We start from the raw sequence: 24,550 nt of genomic DNA, 5'->3' as shown, positions 1-24,550 counted from the left end.
TCACTTCCCGTCGGTGCGGTTGGCCCGCAGGTAGAACACGGCGAACGCCGCGGAGATGAGGATGAGGACGTTGCCGACGACGGCGCCCGCTCCGAAGTCGAGCTGGACGAAGGAGTTCTGGTAGGTGAGCGTGCCCAGGGTCTGGGTGGCGTCGGCGGGGCCGCCGTCGGTGAGGGCGAGGATGAGGTCGAGGATCTTCACCGTCGACATGAAGCCGAGGACGAGGACGACCGTGACCACCGGTCTCAGCATGGGCAGGGTGACGGAGCGGAAGGCGCGCCAGGCCGAGGCGCCGTCCAGGGAGGCCGCCTCGTAGAGCTCTCTCGGGATCTCCTGGAGGCCGCCGTACAGGATGACCATGTTGAACGGGATGCCGATCCAGATGTTGACCAGGATCACCGACAGCAGGGCCATGTCGGGGCTGGTCAGCCAGGGGGTGTCGCCGCTGAGGCCGATGGTGCCCAGGAAGGTGTTGAGTACGCCGGTGTCCTGGTCGAGGATGCGGCGCCAGACGATGCCGGACACCACCATGGGCACCAGCCAGGGCAGCAGGATCAGGGACCGCAGGACGCCGTTCAGGGGGAACCTGCGGCTGAAGAAGACGGCGAGCGCGAGCCCGACGCAGAACTGGCCGAGCAGGGAGCCCGCGGTGAAGACGAGGGTGTGCCACAGCGCCTTGCCGAAGAGGGCGTCCTGGAGGACGGCCGACCAGTTGTCGGTACCGTTGAAGGGCGCCTCTCCGGTGAAGAACGTCTTCGGGGTGTAGTGCTGGAAGCTCATCACGACGTTGCGGACGAGCGGGTAGCCGAAGAACAGCAGCATGAAGACGACGGCGGGGGCGACGAAGCCCCACTGGGCGAGCCGGCGCCGGCGGCGCAGCCGGGCCGGGTCCGGGGCGGCGGCCTTCTCCGGCGTCTTCGTGGAGGCCGCGGCGGTGTCGGTGGCGGTGGTCATGGGCGCGTACCTCGGTTCCCGCTCGTGGCCCGCTGCTGGGCGCGCTTCAGGGCGGCCTCGCTGGACTGGCCGGTCAGGGCGGACTGGAAGGCGCTCTGCAGCGCGAGGGACACGGAGGACCAGCCGGCGCCGAGCCTGCCGGTGCGGGAGCGGGCCTCGGCGACCTGGTCGGCCAGCGCGTCGAGTTCGGGCACGCGGTCGCGCCAGACGGCGGCGGCCTTCTCGTGGGCCGGGACCATCCAGCTGTTCAGGGCGTAGGTGAGCTGTTCCTTCTCACCGGCCAGGCAGGCGACGATCCGGCCGGCCGTCCTCTCGCGGTCCTCGTCACCGGTCTTCGGCACGGTGAGCACCGCGCCGCCGAGCGGTCCCACCGAGGCGTCACCGGCCTGCGGGACGGGGATCTGGGCGATGCCCCAGCGCAGGGACTCGTCGGTGTTGAGGGTCTCGACCTGCCACGGGCCGTTGATCATCATGGCGGCGTTGCCGGCCATGAACTGGTCGTTGACGTCGGCCTGGGTCCAGTTGACGGTGGACTTGGACAGCGAGCCGTCCTGGAGCAGCGCCTTCCAGTAGTCGAGCGCCTCGACGACCTGCGGGCTGTCCAGCTCGGTCTCGTCGCCGCCGTTGGACCACATGAAGGGCGTGAACTGGAAGACGCCGTCCTCGGCGCCACCCGCGCTGAGCGCCAGGCCGTAGCGCTTGCCCTCGGTGAGCCGTTTCGCCGTGTCGCGCAGCTCGTCCCAGGTCGCGGGGACCTCCAGGCCGGCCCGGTCCAGGATGTCCTTGTTGTAGAAGAGGGCGAGGGTGTTCACGGAGCGGGCCGCACCGTAGTACGTGCCCCGGTAGGAGCCGAACTCCACGATGCCCCGGGGGATCTCGTCGGTTTCGAGGCCGAGGGTGCGCAGGTCGACGAGTCCGTCCGCCTCGGCGAAGGTCGGCATCTCGGAGGCGTCGAACTGCACGATGTCCGGCAGTGACTTCGACGAGGCCATGCGCAGCGCCTTCGTCATCACCTGCGCGGCGGGGACGCTCTGCTGCTCGATGCGGATGCCGAGCTGCTTGCCGCAGCGGGCCATCGCCTCGGCGTCCCAGCGGTGGTAGGACTCGTCGGTCGAGGAGTTCATCACGGTGTACACGTCACTGTCCCGTTGCTGTGCGCAGCCGGTGAGTGCCGCCCCGGCGACCAGTGCGGCGACGGCGGCGAAGGACGTGACGGCTCTGCGTGGACGGCGCCGACCACGCTGTGCGGCGACCGGAGGATGTGCTGTCACGGTGGGTGCCCTTGGGTGGGACCGGCTCGGCGTTCCGCCGGGCCGGGCGGCTCGTGGGAGGGGTGCGGCCGAGGGGGGACCCGAGCTGGTGAAGCGCTTCGACGATTAGTCGACCCTGCTCGTGGGAAACTCGGCTCTGAGGTGGGGTGTAATTTGTTTTGCCTGATTACTAATACGCCGGCGGACACCGGTCGCGCTAGCCCCCCGGCGATGCGATCTTCCTGCGCCAGGGCGTGACAGAAACCCGTGAACCTGTCATAGTTCCTGGTCAAATACCGCTTTCCTCCCGCCATCGCCCCCTCCCCCATCGAGGAAGATCATGAAGTTCACCGACGGCTTCTGGCGCATCCGCGACGGTGTCCAGATCTCGTACGCCACCGAGGTACGCGAGGTGCGCCCGGAATCGAAGCGCTTCACCACCTACGCCTCCGTACGGAAGGTGGCACGGAGGGGCGACACCCTCAACGCCCCGCTCGTCACGGTCGAGTGCTTCTCCCCCGCCGAGGGCGTGATCGGTGTCCGCGTCACCCATCACGCGGGCAAGCGGCGGCCGGGGCCCGACTTCTCCCTGGGCGGCGACGCCGACGGCGCCGGGACGGTCCGTCAGGACGGCCCGGTCACCGAGCTGACCAGCGGTCCGCTGACGCTCCGCCTCGACGGGTCCGGCCCCTTCGCGCTCACCTTCCACGACACCGACGGGCGTGAGCTGACCCGTGCGGACGCCAGGAACACCGCCTTCGTCACCACCGGCCACGGGGCGGAACACCACATGCTGACCCGGCTGGCACTGGGTGTCGGGGAACAGGTCTACGGTCTCGGCGAGCGCTTCACCCCGTTCGTCAAGAACGGTCAGACGGTCGACGTCTGGCAGGCCGACGGCGGCACCAGCAGCGAGCAGTCCTACAAGAACATCCCGTTCTACCTGTCGTCCCGCGGTTACGGCGTCTTCGTCAACCACCCCGGTGCGGTGTCCTTCGAGGTCGGCTCGGAGTCGGTCGGCCAGGTGCAGTTCAGCGTCGAGGACCAGTCGCTGGAGTACTACGTCGTCGCCGGCCCCACCCCGAAGGACGTCCTCACCCGTTACACGGCCCTCACCGGCCGTCCCGCCCTGCCGCCGGCCTGGTCGTTCGGCCTGTGGCTCAGCACCTCGTTCACCACCTCGTACGACGAGGAGACGGTGACGTCGTTCGTGGACGGCATGGCCGAACGCGGCATCCCGCTCACGGTGTTCCACTTCGACTGTTTCTGGATGCGCGAGTACCAGTGGTGCGACTTCCAGTGGGATCCCGACGTCTTCCCGGACCCGGACGGCATGCTGGCCCGGCTCAAGGAGAAGGGCCTGCGGATCAGTGCCTGGATCAACCCGTACATCGCGCAGAAGTCGCCGCTCTTCGACGAGGCCGCCGCTCTCGGGCACCTGGTGCGCCGGGCCGACGGCGACGTGTGGCAGTGGGACCTGTGGCAGGCCGGCATGGGCCTGGTCGACTTCACCAGCCCCGAGGCGCGGGCCTGGTTCCAGTCGAAGCTGAAACCCCTGCTCGACCAGGGCGTGGACTGTTTCAAGACGGACTTCGGCGAGCGCATCCCCACCGACGTGGTCTGGCACGACGGCTCGGACCCCGAGCGGATGCACAACTACTACACGCAGCTCTACAACCGGACGGTGTTCGAGCTTCTCGAGAAGGAGCGCGGGCAGGGCGAGGCCGTGCTCTTCGCCCGGTCCGCGACCGCCGGCGGGCAGCAGTACCCGGTGCACTGGGGCGGCGACTGCTGGTCGTCCTTCGAGGCGATGGCCGAGTCGCTGCGGGGCGGTCTGTCGCTGTCGCTGAGCGGTTTCGGTTTCTGGAGTCACGACATCGGCGGTTTCGAGGGCACGCCGGACCCCTCGGTGTTCAAGCGCTGGCTCGCCTTCGGTCTGCTGTCCTCGCACAGCCGGCTGCACGGTTCCACGTCGTACCGGGTGCCGTGGGAGTTCGGCGACGAGGCGGTGGACGTCGCCCGGCGGTTCACCCTGCTCAAGCACCGGCTGATGCCCTACCTGTACGGCGCCGCCGTCGAGGCGCACGACACCGGGGTGCCGATGATGCGGCCGATGGTGCTGGAGTTCCCGGGCGACCCGTCGTGCCGTCAGCTGGACCGCCAGTACATGCTGGGCCCGGACCTGCTCGTCGCCCCCGTGTTCGACACGGGCGGCGAGGTGGAGGTCTACCTGCCGGAGGGCACCTGGACCCACCTGCTGAGCGGCGAGAAGGTCACCGGCCCGCGCTGGCGCACCGAACGGCACGGCTACGACAGCCTCCCGCTGTACGTCAGGGAGGGCGCCGTGCTGCCGCTGGCCTCCGACGACGCGCGGCCGGACGGCGACTGGCTGGACGCGCCGGTCCTGCTCGTCCACCCGCCCGCCTCGCCCCGCTACGAGGCCGGGGTCACCGTGCCCGACACGACGGGCGCGCGGGCCGCGTCCTTCCGGGTCGTGCGCGACGGCGACGTCCTGCGGGTCACCGCGTCGGGCACCGAGCGGCCGTTCACGGTGCGTGTGGCGGGCGGGCCGGAGGCCCGGGGAACGGGCGAGGTGACGGTGCCGCTGGGGTGACGGGGGCCGGGCCTGCGGGCCTGCGGGAAGACCGCCGGCGTCCCGCCCGCCCGAAAGAGGTCCTCGGGCGGGTGGGACGGGCACGGCGGGTCCGGCGCGGAACCGGGCCGGGCGGCCGGGTCAAGCGGCCCCGGGTCAGGCGGCGGGGAAGCCGTCCGGGGTCCGGACACGGTCGCGGACCCAGACTCCGGCGGGCTTCAGGGACGCCGTGCCGGCCCAGGGTCCGTTGCTCTCGCAGGTGCCGGCGGTGAAGACGGCACCGGAGCGGTGGTCGTCGGAGAAGTTCCAGTTGACCCAGCCGATCTTCTTCTCGGCCATCAGGTCGAGATACCGCTGCGCCATCGCGAAGTCGTCGGCGCCCTCCCCGGCGTAGTTCTGGGTGCCGAACTCGGTGACGAAGACGGGGATCCGGTCGGCGGCGCGGGAGAGGGCCGCCAGGTATGCGTCGCGGTGCGAGGCGGCGTAGAAGTGGAACGTGTACATGATGTTCGAGGCGTGGACCGGGTTGTTCACGACCTCGGCCTCGTCGGCGTCCTCGGAGACGCCGAACGAGGACCAGGCGCGGGTGCCGACCAGAACGGGGGCGTCCGCGTCGATGTTCCGGATGACCGGGATGATCTGCTCCGCGTAGCCCTTGATCGCCGGCCAGCTCACGCCGCTGGGCTCGTTGGCGATCTCGTAGAGGAGGTTGTTCCGGCCCTGGTTGCGGTGGGCGATCTCGGTGAAGAACCGACGCGCGTTCTCGAGGTTGAGGTTCGGGTCACCGGGGCTGAGCATGTGCCAGTCGACGATCACGTACAGGCCGCGCTCGCTCGCCTCCCGGATCAGGGAGTCGGCCAGGTCGGTGAAGCGGGCGGGGTCGGTCTCGTAGCCGCCCTCCTGCACATAGGTGGAGACGCGCAGGACGTCGGCCCGCCAGTCGTGGGCGAGGGCGTCGAGCGAGCCGTCGGTCAGGCACTGGGCGTACCACTGGGTTCCGTGCGTGCTCATGCCGCGCAGCTGGACCGGGTTTCCGTGCTCGTTGCAGAGCTTGGTGCCGCAGACCTCGAGCTGTCCGTTGGCGGCGACCGGAGAGTCGGCCGCGGCCGTGCCGGCCTGGGAGTTCATTGTCTCCGTACGGGGTGGGGCGGCCTGCCCGGTGGGGGTGGCGGGGGCCGCGGGGGCGGTGGCGAGGAGGAGGAGCAGGGCGCTGCCGAGGGCGGCGGCGGCCGCGGCCGGGCGCAGCCGGAAAGGTGCCGTTCTCATGTGGGGGGCTCCGTTCGCACGGGCGATGGTTAGGAAACTTTCCTAACCCGATGGAACCAACAACGGACCCGCCTTTGCAAGGTGCACGACAAATTCATATGCGGGGATGTCCGGCCTGCCGCGTGACGCGCTGAGTGCGGTGGGACATGGCGAGTGCGGTGTGACACGGCGGCCGGATGTGGAGTCAGGGTGCCGGGGCTGCGGTGTGCCGCTCGTCCTGCGGGGCGGGGACCGCGCCCGTGCGGCCGCCCGGGTGGCGCAGGGCGATGTGGAAGGCGGTGCCCAGGGCGACGGCCATGCCGTGGAACACCCGTTGACCGGCCTGCGCGAAGTCCATCCGCACGGCCGGCATCGCGTCCCGCATGGCGGTGCCGGCCTCACCGCTGCCTTCCGGCACCCGGGTGTCGCCGCCTCCCGAGACCGCCTCGGTGACCTGGCGGGCGACGTCCCGGGCCTCGCCGGGCGGCACTCCGCGGGACTCCAGGGTGTTCACCACGGTGTCATCCGCGGCCGGACGCGGTACCGGGCGGTGCCCGCGGCGGGACCGGGCGGGTGGGGCGGGGTCAGCGGAGCCGGGCGACGCCCGCGTAGATGCCGCTGTCCTCGGGTGCCGGGGCCGGGGCCTTTCGGAACCACTCCGTGGCGGTGACCAGGCCCGGCTCCACCAGGTCCAGGCCGTCGAAGAAGCGGGCGACCTCGGGGCGGGTGCGGAAGCCGAGGCGGATGCCGGCAAGGGCGTACTCGGCGGTGACCCGGGCGGCCAGTTCCGCGTGGCGGTCGGACGCCGCGTGCGACAGCACCAGGTAGCTGCCCGGCGGGAGCGCGGAGAGCAACTCGCCGACGACGGCGCGGGGTTCCTGGTCGTCGGGGATGAAGTGCAGGAGGGCGATCAGGGACAGCGCGACCGGACGGCCGAAGTCGAGGACGGTCCGGGCGTGGTCGATGATCTTCCCGGGATCGCGCACATCGGCCTGGAAGTAGTCCGTGGCCCCCTCGGGACTGCTGATCAGCAGGGTTTCCGCGTGCCGCAGAACGATCGGGTCGTTGTCGGTGTAGACGACCTTCGCTGCCGGGACGACGGTCTGCACGATCTGGTGCAGGTTCGGCTCGGTGGGGATGCCGGTGCCGATGTCGAGGAACTGGTCGACGCCCTGCCCGGCGAGCCAGGCCGCGGCCCGGTGCATGAACCGGCGGTTCTGCCGGGCGGCGTCCCGCGCCTGGGGCGGCAGCTTCTCGCCGACGGCCTCGTCCACGGGGTAGTTGTCCTTGCCGCCGAGCAGCCAGTCGTAGACCCGCGCGGGGTGCGCCCTGCTGGTGTCGATCTGCGGATGGCTGGACCTGCCGGCCGGCATGACGAACTCCCTCCCACGGCGGATCACGGCGCTGGCGATCAATGAGTCTCGCACAGCAACACGCCTGTAGACAGGGTGAGTTGAGTGCGGAAAGGGCGAGTTGAGCCGGACCGGGCCGCCTCAGCCGCCCGTCCGCGCCCGCGTCGCCGGCGGCGGCGGTGCCGTACTGGCGCGCGGTACCAGGCGGGTCGGGACGAGGGTGGTCCCCCGCTCGGGGCCGTCATGGCGCATCCTGCTCAGGACGGCCGCCACACAGCGCCGCCCAGCTCGGCGAAGTCCTGGTGGACGGTGGTCAGCGGGGGCAGGAAGGAGGACGCCTCCTGGAGGTCGGCGGCCAGGTCACCCACGAGGGCGCCGCGGTGACGACCTGGGAGTCCAACTCCGGTGCCAACCGGCGGTGGACGGTCACGGACGTGACCGGGACCTGACGTCCTTCGGGCCCTGGTTCACCGGCTGCCGGGGCCCTCGGCGACGGTCACCACCCGGGCCCAGTCGGGCGGTGCGTCCGGCCGGTACCCGGGGCTGTCCTCGTCGTACGAGGAGTCGGCCGGGTGGCGGCGGGGGAACAGGCCGACCACCGTCCGGCACGGGGGCCGCCGGTCCGGCCAGGGTGTCTGACCGTCGGTCAGCACCACGAGGGCGTCCGGCAGGGGGCGCGATCCGAGGGCCGTGGTGAAACCCGTGCGCAGATCCGTTCCGCCGCCGCCCACCAGCGGTATCCCCTCAGCACGGCACAGGGACCGCACGGCTGTGGCCGCGGCGTCGCACGACACCACCGACACCATGTCGCGGCGGCCGCCCACCGCCCGGGAGATCGCCGCGACCTCCCGGAGCGCGCTGCCCAGTTCGGCGTCGCTGACCGAACCGGAGGTGTCGATGACCACCGCGACGCGGGGCGGCGTGCGCCGCAGGCTCGGCAGCACGACACCGGGCAGGCCGGCCGAGCGGCGTGCGGGACGGCCGTAGGAGTAGTCGTCGCCCGCGCCGGAGCCGGAGACCGCCGCGCGCAGTGCCGCACCGAGCAGTTCCCGCCAGGGCTGCGGCGGCTGGAACGCCTCCTCGGCCCATCGCTGCCAGCTCCTGGGGGCGTCTCCCGGCCGGGCGTTGATGCCCTGCGCGACCCGGAACCGGACCGCGTCGCGTTCCTGTTCGCTGAGGCCGTGCGCGCCGTCCGGCCCGAGGTCCCACTCCCGTTCCAGCCCGTCGGCGCCGCTGCCGCAGTCCAGCCAGGCCATGCCCTGGGTGTACGGCCCGAGCCGGAACCGGCCCAGGTAGTCCTCCATCAGCTCTCCGTCCGGAAGCCGCAGGCTCCTCGGCGTGATCGCGCCCCGGGGCCGGACCAGGCCGTCGCCGAACACGTCGTCGTTGATCTCGCAGTCCGCCGCGATGTTCATCCGCAGCCGTTCCGCCGGGCCGCTCAGGTGGTGCGCCCGTGCGTAGCGGTCGCAGCGCCCGTGATGGTCGCGCAGCAGGTGCGACACCTCGTGCACCCAGACACCGGCGAGTTCCTCCTCGGGGGTGCGGTTCACGAAGCCCGGCGAGACGTAGCACCGCCAGTGCCGGTCGACGGCCATCGTCGGTACCCGTGCCGACGCGACGGGGTGCAGGGCGAACAGTGCCGTCGCCAGGTAGGGCCGGGCGCGGGCGGCGTGCAGACGGGCGGCGAGGAGTTTGTCGGCGTCGAGGGTGCGGACGGGTGGTGGGGTCGTGGGGCGGGTGCGCGTGCTGCCGGTGCGCGTGGCATGGATGTCCGTGGTGTCACCGGACGTGGTGTCGCTGCTCGTGGTGTCACCGGCCGTGGTGTCACCGGCCGTGGCGCGGGTGCGTGTGGTCATCGGCCCGCCCTCGCCGGGGTGACGGAGCGGGCCGCCGCCCGGTCGGCCCGGTGGGACAGGGCGACCACTCCGGTGAGGCGTTCGATCGATTCCGGTACGTCCCAGTCCTCGCGGCGCAGGGTGGCGAGGGTGGTGGCGGGGACGACCACGAGGTCGGGGGCGCCGGTCTCCACGGCCCGGACGAGCAGCGCCCACGCGGCGTCCCAGCGGGACTTCTCCGGGCGTGCGCGTACCGCGGCCACCACCCCGTCGAGCACGGCCTGGCGCAGGTCTCCCCGTTCGGGCAGTTCGGCGCCCGCCGGGTCGGCGAGCAGCGTCTCGGGGTCGGGGAGGTCCATCCGGTCCAGGCTCGCCAGCAGCTCCAGTCCGGGACCGTCGCCGACGGTGCCCCTGACCAGCAGGGAGAGTACGTCGCGGGCGGAGCCGGCCGCGGTGGCGAAGGCGATCAGACGCAGGGTCATGTCCCAGCTGCGCGGTGAGGGCCAGGGACCGCCCCGGCGTGTCTCGCTGTCGGGCAGCCGGTGGACCAGCGGGGGGCGGGCGGTGAGGAACCCGCACACCGCGCGGCGGGCGAGGTCCACGGCCTCGGGCAGCTTCTCCGGGTCGAGACGTGGCAGGGTCGCCCGGGGCCAGGTCCCGCCGAGGCCGCGGACGACGACCCCGTGGTCGTGGGTCCACCGAAGGTGCACGAACCGGTTGGCCAGGGGCGGGCCGAGTTCCCAGCCGTCCGCTGCCGAGGCGCGGGGGTTGGCGGCGGCCACGATCCGTACGCCGGGAGGGAGTAGGAGGGCGCCGATACGCCGTTCCAGCACCAGGCGCAGCAGGGCGGCCTGCACGGCCGGAGGAGCGGTGGACAGCTCGTCCAGGAACAGCAGTCCGCGGCCCGCCCGCACCAGGCGCACGGCCCAGTCCGGCGGAGCCATCGGCACTCCCTGTTCGGCCGGGTCGTCCCCGACGACGGGCAGCCCCGAGAAGTCGGACGGTTCGTGCACGCTGGCGATCACGGTGGTCAGCGGCAGGTCCAGTGCGGTGGCGAGCTGGGTGAGGGCCGCGGTCTTGCCGATCCCCGGCTCGCCCCACAGCAGGACGGGCAGGTCGGCGGCCACGGCCAGGGTGAGGGCCTCCAGTTGGGTGTCGGGGCGGGGTTCGGTGGTGGTGTCGCTCAGGAGGGCGAGCAGATCACCGGCGACGTCGAGCCGGGAGGCGCGGGGCGGGCCGAAGGACGTCGGGGCGGTGCCGGAAGCGGGCGGGGGGACGGGACGGAAGACAGAAGGCGCATATGCGGTCATACATCATCACCTGTGGGCGTGAGGAGCGAGCATGGGTGTGGGTGTGGGTGCGCGGGCGGGGCGGCAGGGACGCCGGGAGAAGCGCCCCCGGTGGTGTCACTGGTGCGTCACATGGCGAGGCGAGGACGGGGACGGTGGCCGTGAGGGCACCGGCTGCCGGGCGGGAGCCGGCCCGGCGCGGGCTCGCCGAGTCCCGCCCGGTACAGGCCGTAGGCGATCCGCCGCTCGGCGGCCGCCTCGAGTTCGTCGCGCAACGGGCCGTCACGCAGGCGCGCGCCGGGACCGAGCAGTCCCTCGACCACGGCCAGCGCGCCGGTGATGTCGCCGTGGTCCAGGCGTTCGCGTACGCCGGTGAGGCAGTCCGGGCGGCGGTGTGCCCGGTCGATGGCCTGGAAGCAGGGCAGCGGCGTACCGGTCAGCGCGGCCAGCAGTTCCTCCCGCCCGGTCTCGGCCGGGTCGTGGTCCAGCGCTGCCAGCACCCCGTCGACCGGCCCGATCCGGTGCCGCTCTCCCCGGCACTCCACGAGACGCGGCTCGTCCGCCGGGTCCGTTGCGCGCCGGGAACCGGTCGGCGCCGGTCCGGGCACCGGATCCGGTGCGGAACCCGGTGCGAGCGCCGAGGCGACCAGCGGGTGCAGCCGGCCGGGGTCGAGCGCACCGGTGCGGAGGAGTTCCAGGTCGGGGAGCACGTGGGTGGCCGCGTAGGGCAGGAGGGGCAGGGCGGAGGCGCTGCCGTCGGCGGGCGCGGAGGAGATCCGGAGGACGGGCGGTGCCGGGGCGCCGTCCCCGCCGTCGGTCAGGTGCAGGAGCAGTCGGCGCCCGTTGCCGATCCGCGCGACGACCGCGCCGGTCGTGCGCCCCGCGTCGCACAGGACGAGCGCGGCCTCGTCGCGCCACCGGTCGACGGCGCAGCGATGGCCGGACGGGAGCAGTTCCGGTGAACCCGTCGGCAGCGCCCGGTCGTCGGCGTCGGCCGGGCGGTCCGCCCCGGAGCGCGACCGCAGTTCGCCGCTCCGGCGGGCGTCCCACAGGTGGCGGTGCAGGTCGAGGCGGAAGCGTGGGCTCGGACGCGGGTGCGGGTGGCGGCGGGCGTCGTCCCGGAGCCGGCGGCCGTCCCACAGCTCCAGGCCGAACCGCTGGCCTCCGTCCGCCCAGGCGGGCGGAGTCCGGACCACGAGGTGCACCGCACTGGTCCCGGTGCCGGCCCGGGGGCCGTCACCGCCCCCATCGGCGCTGCTGCCGTACCGGGCCAGGGCGATGGTCAGGCCAGGACGCAACAGCCCGTCGGGGGCGATCCGCGGCAACTGCCAGCGCAGCAGATCGGGTGCCAAGTGGCGCAGGTCGGAACGGACTTCGCCTGCGAGGGCCTGGCCATGGGTGCGGGCCAGGGACCGCAGGTCCAGGTCGACGTCGATGCCCGCGGCGGCACAGGCCCCCGCCCAGTCGCCGACGCGTCGGCGGGCGGTCGCGGTTTCGATCATGGAGGGCGGCACGGCGAACTTCCGCACGCGCAGCCAGAGAAGAAGACGGGTGTCCCCGTTCGCGGTCGGTGTGAGCATCAGTGCTCACCTTGCGCGGACGGAACCCCCGTTCTCGGAACGAAGTGAGTGATCATCACCAGGAGCATAACTCCCCCGCCCCCACGGGCCCAGCGATTATTCTCCGCTCCGCCCGTCGGTCCCGCGAGCCCGGACTCCGTTCGTCGGCCGGGGAGTTGGTCCACGCGACACGAGCACGACGCCTGGCCGACCCGAACGTTGACAGACTGTTGAGCCGCTCGTGGTGTGAAGGCGTGGACGCCACGGGCATCTTCTTGTCATGAACCTGCGGCCCGGTGGTCGGGCCGCAGTCTCGTGGAGGTGTGGGATGCACCGCAAGTTCGCCACCGCCCTGGCCGCGTCGGCTCTCGCCGCCGTCGGTGTCCTGGGTACCGCCGCAGCCGCCGAGGCCGCTCCCGCCGACAAGGCGCAGGTCCTCTCCGGCTGGACGCAGACCAGCGCGTCGAGCCACAACCAGTGGGTCGCCGCGCGCTCCAACCAGGCCGCCTGGGCCGCCTACGGGTTCGACTGGAGCACCGACTACTGTTCCACGTCCCCCGACAACCCGTTCGGCTTCCCCTTCGCGACGTCCTGCGCGCGCCACGACTTCGGTTACCGCAACTACAAGGCGGCCGGCTCCTTCGACGCCAACAAGGCACGCCTCGACAACGCCTTCCACGAAGACCTCAAGCGCGTCTGCGCCGGCTACACCGGGGCCACGAAGACCGCCTGCACCAGCACCGCGTGGACGTACTACCAGGCGGTCAGGGCCTTCGGCTGACCGTTCCCGCCCGGACCGGCCGGATGCCGCCGAGTGCCCCGAGGGCCCGGCGGCATCCGGCTTCCTCCGTTACCGCCGGCTGCGCACGAGCACGTACAGGAAGTACGGCGTGCCGATGACGGCCGTCATGAGGCCGGCGCCCAGTTGGGCCGGTGCGATCACGGTGCGGCCCAACAGGTCGGCGGTGCACACCAGTACGGCGCCGAGCAGCACCGCGACCGGCAGGACGCGGGTGTGCCGGCGCCCGACGAGGGCCCGCGCCGCGTGCGGGGCGACCAGGCCCACGAAGCCGATGGTGCCCGCGGCGGCCACCGCGGTGGCGGTGAGCAGCACACTGACGACGAGAAAGCCCAGCCGGCCGCGCGACAGGTGCAGTCCGAGGAGCCGCGGAGTGTCCTCGTCGAGGGAGACCAGGTCGAGTTCCCGGTGCCGTACGGCCGCCACCGCGATGCCGACGACGAGCACGGCGGCCAGCGGCAGGACGTCGGGCATGGTCCGGCCGTAGGTGGAGCCCGACAGCCAGGTGAGGGCCTTCGTGGCGTTGAACGGGTCGGTGAGCACGATCAGCAGGCTGATCAGGGCCGTGGTCCCGGCCGCCACGCCGACGCCGACGAGCACCAGCCGGTTCTGCTGGAAGCCTCCGCGCGCCGCGAGCCCGAAGACGACGACCGCGGTGACGGCGGCCCCCGCGAACGCCGCACCGGCGACGCTCCACGCCCCGGCGACGGGCACCGTGGTCACGAGGACGACGGCGCCGAGCGCGCCGCCGCCCGAGACGCCCAGGACCGAGGGCTCCGCGAGCGGGTTGCGGGTGACGGCCTGCACCAGCGTGCCGGCGAGCGCCAGGGCCGCTCCCGCGAGGAGCGCGGCCAGGACGCGGGGGACGCGGGTGTCGAGGACGAAGGAGACGGTCCGTCCGGCCCGGCCCTGCGCCCAGTTGAGCACGTCGCCCAGCAGGAGCATGCTGTCGCCGACGAGGGTCGCGGCGATCGTCAGGCCGACCAGGGCGACGGCCAGCACGGCGAGCGTGGCCACGAAGACGGCGCGGCTGCGGATCCGCAGCCTGTCCGGCGCGGGCGAGCCCGCGGTGTCGCGGAGCCGGGCCGCCATGACGACCAGGAACACCGCGCCGACGAGGCTGGTGACGACGCCGGTGGGCACCGCGACGGAGACGTCCGCGCTCACGAACGTACGCAGCAGCACGTCCGCCCCGAGGACCAGCGCCGCGCCGACCAGTCCGGCGACGGGCACGCCCGCCCGCAGCCGGTGCATGCCGCGGAACCGGCGTGCGAGGGGCCGGACCAGGGCGGGGGCGCACAGGCCGACGAACCCGATGGGGCCGGCGAGGGTGACGGCCGCCGCGGAGAGCAGCGTCGCCAGCACCACGGCGGTGACCCGGGTCGCCCGCACCGGAACGCCCAGTCCGCGCGCCGTGTCGTCGCCGAGGGCGAGGGCGTCGACCCGGCGGGCGACGAGCAGCAGGCCGGCCAGGCCGACGACCGCGACGGGCAGCATCTGGAGCACGCCGTCGAAACCGTTCTGGGCGATGCTGCCCTGGTTCCACTGGTACAGGCCCTCGGTCTGCTGCGGGAACAGCAGCAACAGGCTCTGGGTGACGGCCGTGAGGCCGAGGGCGAGCGCGGTGCCGGCGAGCACCAGTCGCACCGTTCCGGCCCCGAGCCCGGACAGCCCGAGGACGACGGCCGCCGCCGCGAGTCCGCCGGCGAAGGCGACGCCGGAGGAGGCGAGCAGGGGCAGCGAGACCCCGGTGACGGCCGCGAGGCCGAGGGCGAGGTAGGAGCCCGCGTTGACGGCGAGGGTGTCCGGGGAGGCCAGGACGTTGCGGCTGACGGCCTGCAGGGCGAGGCCGGCCATGCCGAGCGCGGCGCCCACCAGCAGCCCGGCGGCCATCCGGGGCAGCCGTGAGGCGATGACGACGGACGCGTCGTCCGGATCGGCACGGCCGGTGAGCGCCTTGAGGACCTCGGCCGGGCCGACGGCCGCCGTGCCCTGGGTGATGTCGACTACGGCGAGGGCCACGACCAGGAGCACGAGTGCCCCGGTCACCGCGGCCGCGCCCGTCCGGGACGCGGCCGGGGCCTGCGCCGTCTCCGGACGGACGGGGCCGGGCTTGGCGGTGACGGCCATCGCGCTACTTCGTCAGCGCCTCGACGACGGCGTCGGTGTACGCCCCCATCGAGCCGGGACCGCCGAACATCCAGATGCCGTCGGGCAGCCGGTGGACCTCACCGGACTTCACGAACGGCAGGGACTTCCACACGGAGTTCTTGGCGAGCTGGTTGCCGAAGGGATCGCTGTTGGGGTCGTCGTCGCTGCCGATGTAGGCGAACCGGACGTCCTTGCCCAGGGCCGTCAGCCCCTCGACGTCGGTGGCGGCCAGACCGTAGGCCTTGTCGCCCTCCGCCTTCCAGGCGTTCTTCAGCCCGAGCCGCTCGTTGACCGCGCCGATGAGGGAGCCGGAGGTGTAGGGGCGGACGGAGACCTGGTTGGAGGTGACGTAGCCGTCGGCGAAGGCGATCTCGGCGCCGTCCAGGTCCGCGTCGGCGAGGGCCTTCCCGCCCTCGGCGAGCTTCGCGTCGAAGTCCTTCTTCAGCGTGGCCGCCTGCTCGGTGGTGCCGGTGGCCTGGGCGATGAGGTCGACGTTCTCGAACATCTGCCCTATCTGGTCGGAGGCGTCGGCGGACGTGACCGTGAGGACGGGGGCGACCTTGCGCAGCTGCTTGAGGGCATTGGGCTGCAGGTCGCTGGTGGCGACGATGAGGTCGGGCTTCAGCGAGGCGATGGTGTCCATGCTGGGCTCGCCGCGGGTGCCGATGTCCTTGGGCTCGTTGGTGAGCGGAACGGCGGTGTTCCAGGCCTTGTAGCCCTTGACGTCGGCGACGCCGGCGGGGTCGACACCGAGCGAGATCAGGGTCTCGACGACGTTCCACTCGGTGCCGACGACGTTCTTGGCGGGGGCGTCGAGTTCGACCTTGGCGCCGGAGGCGTCGGTGAGGGTGATGGCCTCGGCGGACTCCTTCGCCTCGGTGGCGGCGGGTTCGGTGGTTCCGCAGGCGGTGAGCAGGAGGGCCGCGGCGGCCACGGGCGCGGTGAGCAGAAGGCGTCTCATGAGGGGGTGCTGAGCCTTTCGGTGCGGGTGTGGTGACGGCCGATCGCGCGGGTGCGCAGCCGGCCGGTGAGCGGGTCGGTGCCGACCTCGATCCGGATGCCGTAGACCTCGGTCAGGCGCTCCGGCGTCAGGACTTCTTCGGGCGTGCCCTCGGCGACGATGTGCCCCTCGGCGAGCAGCACGATCCGGTCGGCCACGGCCGCCGCCTGGTCGAGGTCGTGCAGGACGACGCCGACGGCGATGCCGTGGTCGTCCGCCAGATCGCGGACCAGGTCGAGGAGTTCGACCTGGTAGCGCAGGTCGAGGTAGGTGGTGGGTTCGTCGAGGAGGAGGACTCCGGTCTCCTGGGCCAGGCAGCCGGCCAGCCAGACGCGCTGGAGCTGTCCGCCGGAGAGGTGTTCGGCACCCCGGTCGGCGAGTTCGGCGACGCCCGTCAGGGTGAGGGCGCGGTCGACCGCGGCCCGCCCGCCGGGGTCGGCGCCGCCCCAGCGGCCCCGGTGGGGGTAGCGGCCGAACTCGACGACGTCGCGCACGCTCAGACCGCTGGGCGTGGGCCGTCCCTGCAGCAGCAGGGCCACGCGGCGGGAGAACTCGCGGGGGCTGAGGGCCAGGCCGTCGGTGTCGGCGTCGATCGTGAGCGTGGCCCGGCGGGGCGACTGGAGCCGCGCGACGGTGCGCAACAGGGTCGACTTGCCGCTGCCGTTGGGACCGACCAGGACCGTCGCTTCGCCCGGCCGCAGGGTCAACGCCGCGGCGTGGACGACGTCCACGCCGTCGTACGCCACGGTCACATCGGTCGCCGCCAACTCATGGCCACGCAGGCCGGAGGACGCCTCTTCACCAGGTTTCACTCCGCAAGGTTAGCCTACCCTTAGTGCGCGTTATCCGGCGGTGACCTGTACCGGAGCCGGTCGCGGCTCCGGCCCGCGGCGGAGCCCGCGACCGCACCCCTGCCCGTGCTCGTGATCTGCCGCGTCGTCATGTGGTCATGTCGTTATGCGGTCATGTCGTCATGTCCGGAGCGCCCCGGCCCACCGGGCCTCGCCCCGGAACTCCGAACACGGCCGCCCCGCGCGGCTGTTCATCCCTCATACGTGTGGAAAGCAGCCGCGGGCATCGCCCGGACGGGTGACGGCCGACCGGATGAGGACCGCCGCGCCGATACGGTTCCGCGGTGTCCACGACCTCTACCGCAGCGCAGCCATGGAACCCCGCCGACCTGGGTTCCGTCGTCGTCATGGCCTGGCGCGGGGAAACACCCGACGGCGGCGTCCCCTTCCTCCTCGCCTGCCCCCTGGGGAACGGGGCGAGCGGCCCGGACGCCACCGCGGACGCCGTGCGGCACCTGCTGCGCGGCGCGGGCCTGTCTCCCTCGGGTCGCCTCGTCGACGCCGCCGAGGAGACCGGCCCGTCCGGTGTCGTCGTCGTGCCGGGCGCGGCGTCGCTCACCCTGCCGGGCTTCGACGCCCAGTTCGTCCCACCGCCGAAGTGGGCCGACGCCGTCGGCGAACGCGGGCACGTGTACCTCGTCTTCACGACCCGGCCCTGGCCGTCCGGTGCCGAGCCCGGCGACCCCGCGACCCTGGACGCGTTCACCTCGGACCAGGACACCCTGCGGTCCGCCGCCCACGTCCTGCTGCCCGCCCGTACCCTGCACACCGGCTGACCGCCGGCGGCGGCGCCCCGGGCCGGATCAGAACAGGTGCTCCTGCTCGGCGGGCGCGCCGCCGAGCGGGGGCCGGCGCCGGCCGGGACGCCGGGCCGGTGCCTCCTCGCCGAACAGGGGCACCGTGCCGTACTCGTCGGGTTCCGCCGGAACCACGACGGGTCCGGTGCCCACGTTCAGGCACAGGGGAGCGTCCCGGTCGAAATCTCCTGGCGTCATGTCCGTCCAGTCGCATTCCTGACGCTCACTCACCGACGCTCCGCTCCCCGTCCGGGCTTCCAGTCCCCCTCATTGTTCCCGTACCCGGGCCGGATATCAGTCCTCGTCGCGGGCCTCGGTGACATGCCCGCCGACATGCCCGGCGACGACCGCCGGCAGCGGTGCGGACCGCAGTCCAGGGAACCGGGCGCCGGAGAACACCCGGACGGTGCCGGGCCGCGTCGGATCGCCGAGCGCGCCCCGGGCACGCGGCAGGGCGGTGCCGCTCCCGGCGGGTGAGAAGGCGTGGTCCTGCATGCGGCCAGGTTATCGCTCGCCCTCCGCTTCCCGAACGACACCTCCGCGACCTCGGCACCCCCGCCGGCCCCCTTCCCGCGGACCTTCTCCGGCAGGGAGACGTACGTCACACCGCGCGTCCTGTCACACCTCGGCGGGCTGTCCCGTCAGGAGTACGTAACCGCAATCGCGACCCAGGAGATCACCATGGATGCCCGTCTCGACTTCTTCGGCAACGCACTCGGCGCCAAGGTACTGAAGCACATCAACTCGGCGGGCAGGGCGGCGTCCGAATCGGGCCTGCCGCACGCCACCCAGGAACTGGTGAAGATCCGCGCCAGCCAGATCAACGGCTGCGGCTTCTGCACCGACATGCACACCAAGGACGCCGCCCACGCCGGCGAGAGCGCCCAGCGCCTCCACCTCGTCGCCGCCTGGCGCGAGGCCACCGTCTTCACCGAGGCCGAACGGGCCGCACTCGAACTCGCCGAACAGGGCACCCGTATCGCCGACGCCGCCGGCGGCGTCACCGACGAGGCGTGGGCCGACGCGGCCAAGCACTACGACGAGGACCAACTGGTCGCGCTCATTTCCCTCATCGCAGTCATCAACACCTACAACCGCATCAACGTCATCAACCAGCAGCCCGCCGGCGACTACCAGCCCGGCCAGTTCGGCTGACGGGCGTCCGCCCGCTCCGGCCCGGCCGGGACCGGGGCGGGGGCGTCCCTCCCCGGCAGCGAGGGCGCGGCGGCCGTGCCACAGGCGCCCCGCCCGCCCTGTCGAAGTGAGCGAGGACCCCGGGGAACGGAGCAATCGCGGCTGTCACCGAACGGCGTCCGTCCATCATGGTGCCGGTGATCGGTACCGGCCGGGCCGGCCCGGAGCACCGGCGTCCCACCCCAGGGGGCGCGCCGCCTCGCGTGCGCGCCCCCTGGGGTGGGACGTGGTGGGTGCCGCCCGGTCCGACGTGCCGGGACCTCAGCGGCTCAGGACTCCGCGCGCCGGGGCAGGCGCCAGCCGGGTCGGACGAAGTGGCAGGTGTAACCGTCCGGGTACCGCTGGAGGTAGTCCTGGTGCTCGGGCTCGGCCAGCCAGAACGGGCCGGCCGGTGCGACCTCGGTGACCACGGGCCCCGGCCACAGACCCGACGCGTCGACGTCGGCGATCGTCTCCTCGGCGACGCGCTTCTGCTCGTCGTCGAAGTAGAAGATGGCGGAGCGGTAGCTCAGCCCGATGTCGTTGCCCTGCCGGTTCTTCGTGCTCGGGTCGTGGATCTGGAAGAAGTACTCCAGGATCGTCCGGTAGTCGGTGACCGCCGGGTCGTAGGTGATCTCGATCGACTCGGCGTGGGTACCGTGGTTGCGGTAGGTGGCGTTGGGGACGTCGCCGCCGCTGTAGCCGACGCGTGTGCTCAGGACGCCCGGAAACGTGCGGATCAGCTCCTCCATGCCCCAGAAACAGCCGCCCGCCAGCAGCGCCTTCTCCTCGGTCCTCGTCATCTCGTCTCGCCCTTCTCCCGCGTCCTTCGACGGACCCGTCCGCCTCGCACTCATGATCCCGTACGGCCGCGGCCGTACGCGCACCGGTCACAACCATGCCGGGAGCCCTGTTGTTCCGTCCACGGCCGTCCGCCCCGGCGGATTCCGCCCTGGCCGGACAGCGGGCGTGTGTACGATCTCGCGTATGACCGGCTCACCCGCCCCGGCACAGCGGCTGCGCGATCTCGCACGGCTGCGCCGGGTCCGTGACCGGATCGACCGGGAGTACGCGCAGCCGCTGGACGTCGAGGCGCTCGCCCGGGGCGTGCACATGTCGGCCGGGCATCTGAGCCGGGAGTTCCGGGCCGCGTACGGCGAGTCGCCGTACAGCTACCTGATGACGCGGCGCATCGAGCGGGCGATGACGCTGCTGCGCCGCGGCGACCTGAGTGTCACCGAGGTCTGCTTCGCGGTCGGCAGCTCGTCGCTGGGCACGTTCAGCACGCGCTTCACCGAACTCGTCGGCATGCCGCCCAGCGCCTACCGGCGCCTCGCCGCCGACGCGACGGAGGGGATGCCGGCGTGTGTGGCGAAGCAGGTGACCAGACCGGTCAGGAATCAAGAAGCGCCCGGGGGGCGGGCGCCTCTAGCGTGACGTCCATGGACATCAGCATTCACGCGAGTTTCCTCCCCCACGACGACCCCGAGGCCTCCCTGGCCTTCTACCGCGACACCCTCGGCTTCGAGGTGCGCAAGGACGTCGGATACGGCGGCATGCGCTGGATCACCGTCGGTCCCGCCGACCGGCCCGGCACGTCCATCGTGCTGACCCCGCCGGCCGCCGATCCCGGGGTCACCGACGACGAACGCCGCATGATCACCGAGATGATGGCCAAGGGCACCTACGCGGGCCTCCTGCTGGCCACCGACGATCTCGACGGCACGTTCGCGAAACTGCAGGCGGCCGACAGCGCCGAGGTCGTCCAGGAGCCGACCGAACAACCGTACGGTGTGCGCGACTGCGCCTTCCGCGACCCTTCGGGCAACCTGATCCGCATTCAGGAGCTGCGTTGAGCCGTACCCCGGCCGCGCCGCCGGCCGGGGGCTCCGCGCCCCCGGCCGGCACCAGGACCACGGACCGCAGACGAGAGGACGGCACCACCGGCATGACCACGAGGACGAAGACGCAGTCGCCCGCACCGCACGGCGCCGACAGGCACGAACTGATCCGCGTCCACGGCGCTCGCGTGAACAACCTCAAGGACGTCAGCGTCGAGATCCCCAAGCGCCGGCTGACGGTGTTCACCGGTGTCTCCGGTTCGGGCAAGAGCTCGCTGGTGTTCGACACGATCGCGGCGGAGTCGCAGCGGCTGATCAACGAGACGTACAGCGCCTTCGTGCAGGGCTTCATGCCGACCCCGGCGCGGCCCGACGTCGACGTCCTCGAAGGGCTGACCACCGCGATCGTCGTCGACCAGCAGCGGATGGGGTCCGACCCGCGGTCCACGGTCGGCACCGTCACCGACGCCCACGCGATGCTGCGCATCCTCTTCAGCCGGCTCGGCACTCCGCACATCGGTCCGCCCGGCGCGTTCTCCTTCAACACCGCCTCGGTCCGGGCGAGCGGGGCGATCACCGTCGAACGCGGCAACAAAAAGGCGGTGAAGGCGACCTACGAGCGCACCGGCGGGATGTGTACGCGCTGCGAGGGCCGGGGCGCCGTCTCCGACATCGACCTCACCCAGCTCTACGACGACTCCAAGTCGCTGGCCGAGGGCGCGTTCACCATTCCCGGCTGGAAGTCGGACAGCTTCTGGACCGTCCGGGTCTACGCCGAGTCGGGCTTCGTCGACCCGGACAAGCCGATCCGGAAGTTCACCGAGCAGGAGATGCGGGACTTCCTGTACCGGGAACCGGTCAAGGTGAAGGTCGACGGCGTCAGCCTCACCTACGAGGGGCTGATCCCCAAGATCCAGAAATCGTTCCTGTCGAAGGACAAGGAGTCGATGCAGCCGCACATCCGGGCGTTCGTGGAGCGGGCGGTCACCTTCACCACCTGCCCCGAGTGCGACGGCACCCGGCTGAGCGAGGGGGCCCGGTCGTCGAAGATCAAGGGCATCAGCATCGCCGACGCCTGTGCGATGGAGATCCGGGACCTGGCCGAGTGGGTCCGCGGCCTGTCCGAGCCCTCGGTGGCGCCGCTGCTCACCTCGCTGGGCGGCACCCTCGACTCGTTCGTGGAGATCGGGCTCGGCTACCTCGCGCTGGAGCGGCCCTCGGGCACGCTGTCGGGCGGTGAGGCGCAGCGCGTCAAGATGATCCGCCACCTCGGCTCCCCGCTCACCGACATCACGTACGTCTTCGACGAGCCCACCATCGGCCTGCACCCCCACGACATCCAGCGGATGAACGACCTGCTGCTGAGGTTGCGGGACAAGGGCAACACGGTGCTGGTCGTGGAGCACAAGCCGGAGACGATCGCGATCGCCGACCATGTCGTCGACCTCGGCCCCGGTGCCGGTACGGCGGGCGGCACCGTCTGCTTCGAGGGAACCGTCGACGGGCTGCGGAACGGTGACACGGTCACGGGCCGCCATTTCGACGACCGGGCGACGCTGAAGGAGTCGGTGCGCAAGCCTTCGGGGGCGCTGGAGATCCGCGGAGCGACGACGCACAACCTGCGCGACGTCGACGTCGACATCCCGCTCGGCGTGCTCACGGTCGTCACCGGTGTCGCCGGTTCCGGCAAGAGTTCGCTGGTGCACGGGTCGCTGTGCACGCCGTCGGGGGCCGGTGGCGAGGGCGTGGTGTCGGTGGACCAGAGTCCGATCCGCGGCTCGCGGCGGAGCAACCCGGCGACGTACACCGGGCTGCTGGACCCGATCCGCAAGGCGTTCGCCAAGGCCAACGGTGTCAAGCCGGCGCTGTTCAGTGCCAATTCCGAGGGGGCCTGCCCCACCTGCAACGGCGCCGGTGTCGTCTTCACCGATCTGGCGATGATGGCCGGGGTGGCCGGCACCTGCGAGGACTGCGAGGGCAGGCGGTTCCAGGCGTCGGTGCTGGAGTACCGCTTCGGCGGCCGGGACATCAGCGAGGTGCTCGCGATGTCGGTGGCCGAGGCGGAGGAGTTCTTCGGCGCCGGTGAGGCGCGCACTTTGGCGGCGCACCGTGTCCTCGGCCGGCTCGCCGACGTGGGGCTCGGCTACCTCACTCTCGGCCAGCCGCTGAACACGCTGTCCGGCGGCGAGCGGCAGCGGCTGAAGCTGGCCGTGCACATGGCGGAGAAGGGCGGCGTCTACGTCCTCGACGAGCCGACCACCGGTCTGCACCTCGCCGACGTCGAGCAGCTGCTGGGTCTGCTCGACCGGCTGGTCGACTCCGGCAAGTCGGTGATCGTCGTCGAGCATCACCAGGCGGTCATGGCGCACGCCGACTGGATCATCGACCTCGGGCCGGGCGCCGGGCACGACGGCGGTCACATCGTCTTCGAGGGCACCCCCGCCGACCTGGTCGCCGCCCGCTCCACCCTCACCGCCGAGCACCTCGCGTCCTACGTCGGCGCCTGAGCCCCGGCCCGGGGCGCAGGGCTCCTGCCCGGCGCCCCGGGCCGGGAAGCCGCCGTGCGCCGTCCGGTCGCCGGTGGTTCCGGGCACCCGCAGGGTCCGGACGCAGGGGCACGGGAACCAGGGTGGATGGCGCGGAGCCGTGTGAGGCGGGGCCGTGTGACGCGGAGGTGTGTGACGCGGCCGGCCGTCACCGGTCGCCGGTCTCCATGAGGGAGATCAGGGCCGTGATGCGTTTTCCGGTCGGCTCGGGCTGCACGTCCACCCCGCGGGCGACGGCCAGCACGATCTCCAGGCCGTGCCGGCCCACGCGGTCCGGGTTCGCGACCCCGGCCACGGGCAGCGCGGTGCTGCCGTCCCGGACCATCACCTCAAGGGCGTCTCCGACGATGCGCAGGTCCAGCCGGACGGGACCGGGCGCGTACTTGCGGGCGTTGGTGACCAGCTCGCTCACCACGAGCTGGGTGACCTCCATCGCGCGGGCCGAGACGGACACCGCGTCCTCCGCCTGAGCCCGCGTCAGGAACGCGGCGGCCAGCCGCCGGGCCTCCGCTATCCACGCGCCGTCGCCGTCCAGGACATAGGACGCCCGCCGCGGTACGCCGGACACCGGATCCTCTCCACCGGCAGGAACTGCTTCCATCCAATCCGCCTTCACTCACCGATCACACTGCGCGCCTACCCGTGATCTCCGGCCGCATTCCCCCGGCCCACGGTGGTGCCCCGCGCGGGTGCTTCTCTTCCGCTCCGGGAAACGCGCCAGGCGCCTCGAATTGTGTCAGGCGCGACCGACAGGGCGGTGGGCGCCCGGTTCCGGGGCGTCCACCGGTCCGGCCGGTTCCGGGGCACGGGCTCCGGCGCGCAGGCGGCGGCCCCTGCGGGTCGGGCCCCAGGGTTTGAGGATCGAGATCGCCGTCATGAAGACATAGGCGGACAAGGACACGACCGGACCGAAGAGGACATCGCCCGCGTCGGGCAGGGGGCGCCCCGCGGCCACGGCGGTCACCGCCGCGTTCACTCCCGGCCGCAGCGCGAGGACCGTCGCCGTGGTCGTCGCCAGGGTCAGCCAGAACTTCGTGTACACCCACCGGTGCCTCGCCAGTCCCCACGGGGTGCCCAGGGACAGCACCAGTCCGCCGGCCAGGGTGAGCAGGGCGAGCGGAACCAGGAGCAGGTCGGCGAAGAGCTTCATGGCGCGGACGGACGCCTCCACGGTGGCCTCGGAACCGGTGGTGACGGCGGTGACACCGAGTGCGAGCAGCCCGAGGGTGAGCCCGAGCCAGCTCGCGGAGGAGACGACATGGACGACGAGGAGAGCCCGGCGTGCGGGGCGGCTGAGTTTCACCCGCTCCACGGT

The 24,550-nt window shown here is 72.4% G+C and carries 23 protein-coding genes and 1 pseudogene; 7 read left to right on the top strand and 17 right to left on the bottom strand.

The features are described 5' to 3' along the window. Together ACIF80_RS16000 and ACIF80_RS15995 are read right to left on the bottom strand one after the other, a co-directional pair. Positions 1-954 (bottom strand): carbohydrate ABC transporter permease, encoded by a 954-nt coding sequence (locus ACIF80_RS16000; protein WP_399804670.1) that lies wholly within the window; start codon positions 952-954, stop codon positions 1-3. After that, complete coding sequence (locus ACIF80_RS15995) at positions 951-2,225, bottom strand: ABC transporter substrate-binding protein (RefSeq protein ID WP_399804668.1); 1,275 nt, start codon at positions 2,223-2,225, stop codon at positions 951-953. Before ACIF80_RS15995 ends, ACIF80_RS16000 begins: the two co-directional genes overlap by 4 nt. Before the next feature lie 319 nt (positions 2,226-2,544). On the opposite strand from ACIF80_RS15995, the gene yicI reads away from it, so the two are divergent. After that, positions 2,545-4,818 (top strand): alpha-xylosidase, encoded by a 2,274-nt coding sequence (yicI, locus tag ACIF80_RS15990; protein WP_399804666.1) that lies wholly within the window; start codon positions 2,545-2,547, stop codon positions 4,816-4,818. Between the two features lie 135 nt (positions 4,819-4,953). Here the strand turns inward: yicI and ACIF80_RS15985 are convergent, their stop codons facing one another. The 7 genes and pseudogenes from ACIF80_RS15985 to ACIF80_RS15955 form a co-directional block, all read right to left on the bottom strand. Then, positions 4,954-6,063: a glycoside hydrolase family 5 protein gene (locus tag ACIF80_RS15985; RefSeq protein ID WP_399804663.1), complete on the bottom strand. Its 1,110-nt coding sequence runs from the start codon at positions 6,061-6,063 to the stop codon at positions 4,954-4,956. Between the two features lie 184 nt (positions 6,064-6,247). Then, on the bottom strand, positions 6,248-6,559 hold the full coding sequence (locus ACIF80_RS15980; RefSeq protein ID WP_399804661.1) for a hypothetical protein: 312 nt from the start codon (positions 6,557-6,559) through the stop codon (positions 6,248-6,250). Positions 6,560-6,626: 67 nt separating this feature from the next. Further along, positions 6,627-7,415 (bottom strand): SAM-dependent methyltransferase, encoded by a 789-nt coding sequence (locus ACIF80_RS15975; protein ID WP_399804658.1) that lies wholly within the window; start codon positions 7,413-7,415, stop codon positions 6,627-6,629. Between the two features lie 120 nt (positions 7,416-7,535). Continuing rightward, a pseudogene (locus tag ACIF80_RS15970) lies at positions 7,536-7,744 on the bottom strand (substrate-binding domain-containing protein); the annotation flags it as partial. A gap of 117 nt (positions 7,745-7,861) precedes the next feature. After that, a complete protein-coding gene (locus tag ACIF80_RS15965) occupies positions 7,862-9,250 on the bottom strand; it encodes a VWA-like domain-containing protein (RefSeq protein ID WP_399804655.1) in 1,389 nt (462 codons plus the stop codon). Further along, complete coding sequence (locus ACIF80_RS15960) at positions 9,247-10,539, bottom strand: AAA family ATPase (protein ID WP_399804652.1); 1,293 nt, start codon at positions 10,537-10,539, stop codon at positions 9,247-9,249. The genes ACIF80_RS15965 and ACIF80_RS15960 overlap by 4 nt, the downstream gene beginning before the upstream one ends. A 107-nt stretch (positions 10,540-10,646) precedes the next feature. Next, positions 10,647-12,098 carry a hypothetical protein gene (locus tag ACIF80_RS15955; RefSeq protein WP_399804649.1) on the bottom strand — a complete coding sequence of 484 codons (1,452 nt, stop codon included), beginning with the start codon at positions 12,096-12,098 and terminating at the stop codon, positions 10,647-10,649. A 307-nt stretch (positions 12,099-12,405) separates the two neighbouring features. Here ACIF80_RS15955 and ACIF80_RS15950 point away from each other — a divergent pair, with 307 nt between their 5' ends. Next, a complete protein-coding gene (locus ACIF80_RS15950) occupies positions 12,406-12,858 on the top strand; it encodes a phospholipase (RefSeq protein ID WP_399804646.1) in 453 nt (150 codons plus the stop codon). 69 nt (positions 12,859-12,927) lie between these two features. On the opposite strand, the gene ACIF80_RS15945 is transcribed toward ACIF80_RS15950, so the two are convergent. The 3 genes from ACIF80_RS15945 to ACIF80_RS15935 are packed head-to-tail and all read right to left on the bottom strand — an operon-like array spanning position 12,928 to position 16,839. Then, positions 12,928-15,006 (bottom strand): iron ABC transporter permease, encoded by a 2,079-nt coding sequence (locus tag ACIF80_RS15945; protein WP_399804644.1) that lies wholly within the window; start codon positions 15,004-15,006, stop codon positions 12,928-12,930. A 4-nt stretch (positions 15,007-15,010) separates the two neighbouring features. Further along, entirely contained in the window at positions 15,011-15,988 is a 978-nt protein-coding gene (locus ACIF80_RS15940; RefSeq protein WP_399804642.1) for an ABC transporter substrate-binding protein, read from the bottom strand. Beyond that, positions 15,985-16,839, bottom strand: a complete 855-nt coding sequence (locus tag ACIF80_RS15935; RefSeq protein WP_399804639.1) for an ABC transporter ATP-binding protein — start codon at positions 16,837-16,839, stop codon at positions 15,985-15,987. Before ACIF80_RS15935 ends, ACIF80_RS15940 begins: the two co-directional genes overlap by 4 nt. A gap of 323 nt (positions 16,840-17,162) precedes the next feature. Here ACIF80_RS15935 and ACIF80_RS15930 point away from each other — a divergent pair, with 323 nt between their 5' ends. Continuing rightward, entirely contained in the window at positions 17,163-17,654 is a 492-nt protein-coding gene (locus tag ACIF80_RS15930) for a DUF5949 family protein (RefSeq protein WP_399804636.1), read from the top strand. 27 nt (positions 17,655-17,681) lie between these two features. Here the strand turns inward: ACIF80_RS15930 and ACIF80_RS15925 are convergent, their stop codons facing one another. Further along, the gene (locus tag ACIF80_RS15925) at positions 17,682-17,906 is read right to left on the bottom strand and encodes a hypothetical protein (protein WP_399804634.1); all 225 of its coding nucleotides are present in this window, start codon (positions 17,904-17,906) and stop codon (positions 17,682-17,684) included. A gap of 63 nt (positions 17,907-17,969) precedes the next feature. Further along, on the bottom strand, positions 17,970-18,170 hold the full coding sequence (locus tag ACIF80_RS15920; RefSeq protein ID WP_399804632.1) for a hypothetical protein: 201 nt from the start codon (positions 18,168-18,170) through the stop codon (positions 17,970-17,972). 186 nt (positions 18,171-18,356) lie between these two features. On the opposite strand from ACIF80_RS15920, the gene ACIF80_RS15915 reads away from it, so the two are divergent. Continuing rightward, positions 18,357-18,830 (top strand): carboxymuconolactone decarboxylase family protein, encoded by a 474-nt coding sequence (locus ACIF80_RS15915; protein WP_399805276.1) that lies wholly within the window; start codon positions 18,357-18,359, stop codon positions 18,828-18,830. A gap of 308 nt (positions 18,831-19,138) precedes the next feature. Here the strand turns inward: ACIF80_RS15915 and msrA are convergent, their stop codons facing one another. Beyond that, positions 19,139-19,651: a peptide-methionine (S)-S-oxide reductase MsrA gene (gene msrA / locus ACIF80_RS15910; RefSeq protein WP_381356737.1), complete on the bottom strand. Its 513-nt coding sequence runs from the start codon at positions 19,649-19,651 to the stop codon at positions 19,139-19,141. Between the two features lie 184 nt (positions 19,652-19,835). On the opposite strand from msrA, the gene ACIF80_RS15905 reads away from it, so the two are divergent. From ACIF80_RS15905 to ACIF80_RS15895, 3 genes are all read left to right on the top strand, one after another. Then, a complete protein-coding gene (locus tag ACIF80_RS15905) occupies positions 19,836-20,285 on the top strand; it encodes a helix-turn-helix transcriptional regulator (protein WP_399804629.1) in 450 nt (149 codons plus the stop codon). Positions 20,286-20,290: 5 nt separating this feature from the next. Beyond that, positions 20,291-20,704, top strand: coding sequence for a VOC family protein (locus tag ACIF80_RS15900; protein WP_399804626.1), 414 nt, complete (start codon positions 20,291-20,293; stop codon positions 20,702-20,704). 92 nt (positions 20,705-20,796) lie between these two features. Further along, positions 20,797-23,196 carry an ATP-binding cassette domain-containing protein gene (locus ACIF80_RS15895; protein ID WP_399805273.1) on the top strand — a complete coding sequence of 800 codons (2,400 nt, stop codon included), beginning with the start codon at positions 20,797-20,799 and terminating at the stop codon, positions 23,194-23,196. Positions 23,197-23,383: 187 nt separating this feature from the next. Here ACIF80_RS15895 and ACIF80_RS15890 read toward each other — a convergent pair whose 3' ends face one another. Then, positions 23,384-23,836 carry an ATP-binding protein gene (locus ACIF80_RS15890; RefSeq protein WP_399804624.1) on the bottom strand — a complete coding sequence of 151 codons (453 nt, stop codon included), beginning with the start codon at positions 23,834-23,836 and terminating at the stop codon, positions 23,384-23,386. Positions 23,837-23,971: 135 nt separating this feature from the next. Beyond that, a complete protein-coding gene (locus ACIF80_RS15885; RefSeq protein ID WP_399804621.1) occupies positions 23,972-24,538 on the bottom strand; it encodes a DUF2269 family protein in 567 nt (188 codons plus the stop codon). Positions 24,539-24,550: the final 12 nt, after the last annotated feature.

This window comes from Streptomyces sp. NPDC085927 (genome assembly GCF_044540975.1).
Lineage (GTDB): Bacteria > Actinomycetota > Actinomycetes > Streptomycetales > Streptomycetaceae > Streptomyces > Streptomyces hirsutus.
This window is presented reverse-complemented; position numbering and strand designations above follow the sequence as displayed.

What these genes read in the sequence shown, in the direction of transcription:
- ACIF80_RS16000 (WP_399804670.1), bottom strand. Translation starts at nt 954, where the DNA reads ATGACCACCGCCACCGACACCGCCGCGGCCTCCACGAAGACGCCGGAG.
- yicI (WP_399804666.1), top strand. Translation starts at nt 2,545, where the DNA reads ATGAAGTTCACCGACGGCTTCTGGCGCATCCGCGACGGTGTCCAGATC.
- ACIF80_RS15985 (WP_399804663.1), bottom strand. Translation starts at nt 6,063, where the DNA reads ATGAGAACGGCACCTTTCCGGCTGCGCCCGGCCGCGGCCGCCGCCGCC.
- ACIF80_RS15975 (WP_399804658.1), bottom strand. Translation starts at nt 7,415, where the DNA reads ATGCCGGCCGGCAGGTCCAGCCATCCGCAGATCGACACCAGCAGGGCG.
- ACIF80_RS15965 (WP_399804655.1), bottom strand. Translation starts at nt 9,250, where the DNA reads ATGACCACACGCACCCGCGCCACGGCCGGTGACACCACGGCCGGTGAC.
- ACIF80_RS15960 (WP_399804652.1), bottom strand. Translation starts at nt 10,539, where the DNA reads ATGACCGCATATGCGCCTTCTGTCTTCCGTCCCGTCCCCCCGCCCGCT.
- ACIF80_RS15955 (WP_399804649.1), bottom strand. Translation starts at nt 12,098, where the DNA reads ATGCTCACACCGACCGCGAACGGGGACACCCGTCTTCTTCTCTGGCTG.
- ACIF80_RS15950 (WP_399804646.1), top strand. Translation starts at nt 12,406, where the DNA reads ATGCACCGCAAGTTCGCCACCGCCCTGGCCGCGTCGGCTCTCGCCGCC.
- ACIF80_RS15945 (WP_399804644.1), bottom strand. Translation starts at nt 15,006, where the DNA reads ATGGCCGTCACCGCCAAGCCCGGCCCCGTCCGTCCGGAGACGGCGCAG.
- ACIF80_RS15940 (WP_399804642.1), bottom strand. Translation starts at nt 15,988, where the DNA reads ATGAGACGCCTTCTGCTCACCGCGCCCGTGGCCGCCGCGGCCCTCCTG.
- ACIF80_RS15920 (WP_399804632.1), bottom strand. Translation starts at nt 18,170, where the DNA reads ATGCAGGACCACGCCTTCTCACCCGCCGGGAGCGGCACCGCCCTGCCG.
- ACIF80_RS15915 (WP_399805276.1), top strand. Translation starts at nt 18,357, where the DNA reads ATGGATGCCCGTCTCGACTTCTTCGGCAACGCACTCGGCGCCAAGGTA.
- msrA (WP_381356737.1), bottom strand. Translation starts at nt 19,651, where the DNA reads ATGACGAGGACCGAGGAGAAGGCGCTGCTGGCGGGCGGCTGTTTCTGG.
- ACIF80_RS15905 (WP_399804629.1), top strand. Translation starts at nt 19,836, where the DNA reads ATGACCGGCTCACCCGCCCCGGCACAGCGGCTGCGCGATCTCGCACGG.
- ACIF80_RS15900 (WP_399804626.1), top strand. Translation starts at nt 20,291, where the DNA reads ATGGACATCAGCATTCACGCGAGTTTCCTCCCCCACGACGACCCCGAG.
- ACIF80_RS15895 (WP_399805273.1), top strand. Translation starts at nt 20,797, where the DNA reads ATGACCACGAGGACGAAGACGCAGTCGCCCGCACCGCACGGCGCCGAC.
- ACIF80_RS15890 (WP_399804624.1), bottom strand. Translation starts at nt 23,836, where the DNA reads ATGGAAGCAGTTCCTGCCGGTGGAGAGGATCCGGTGTCCGGCGTACCG.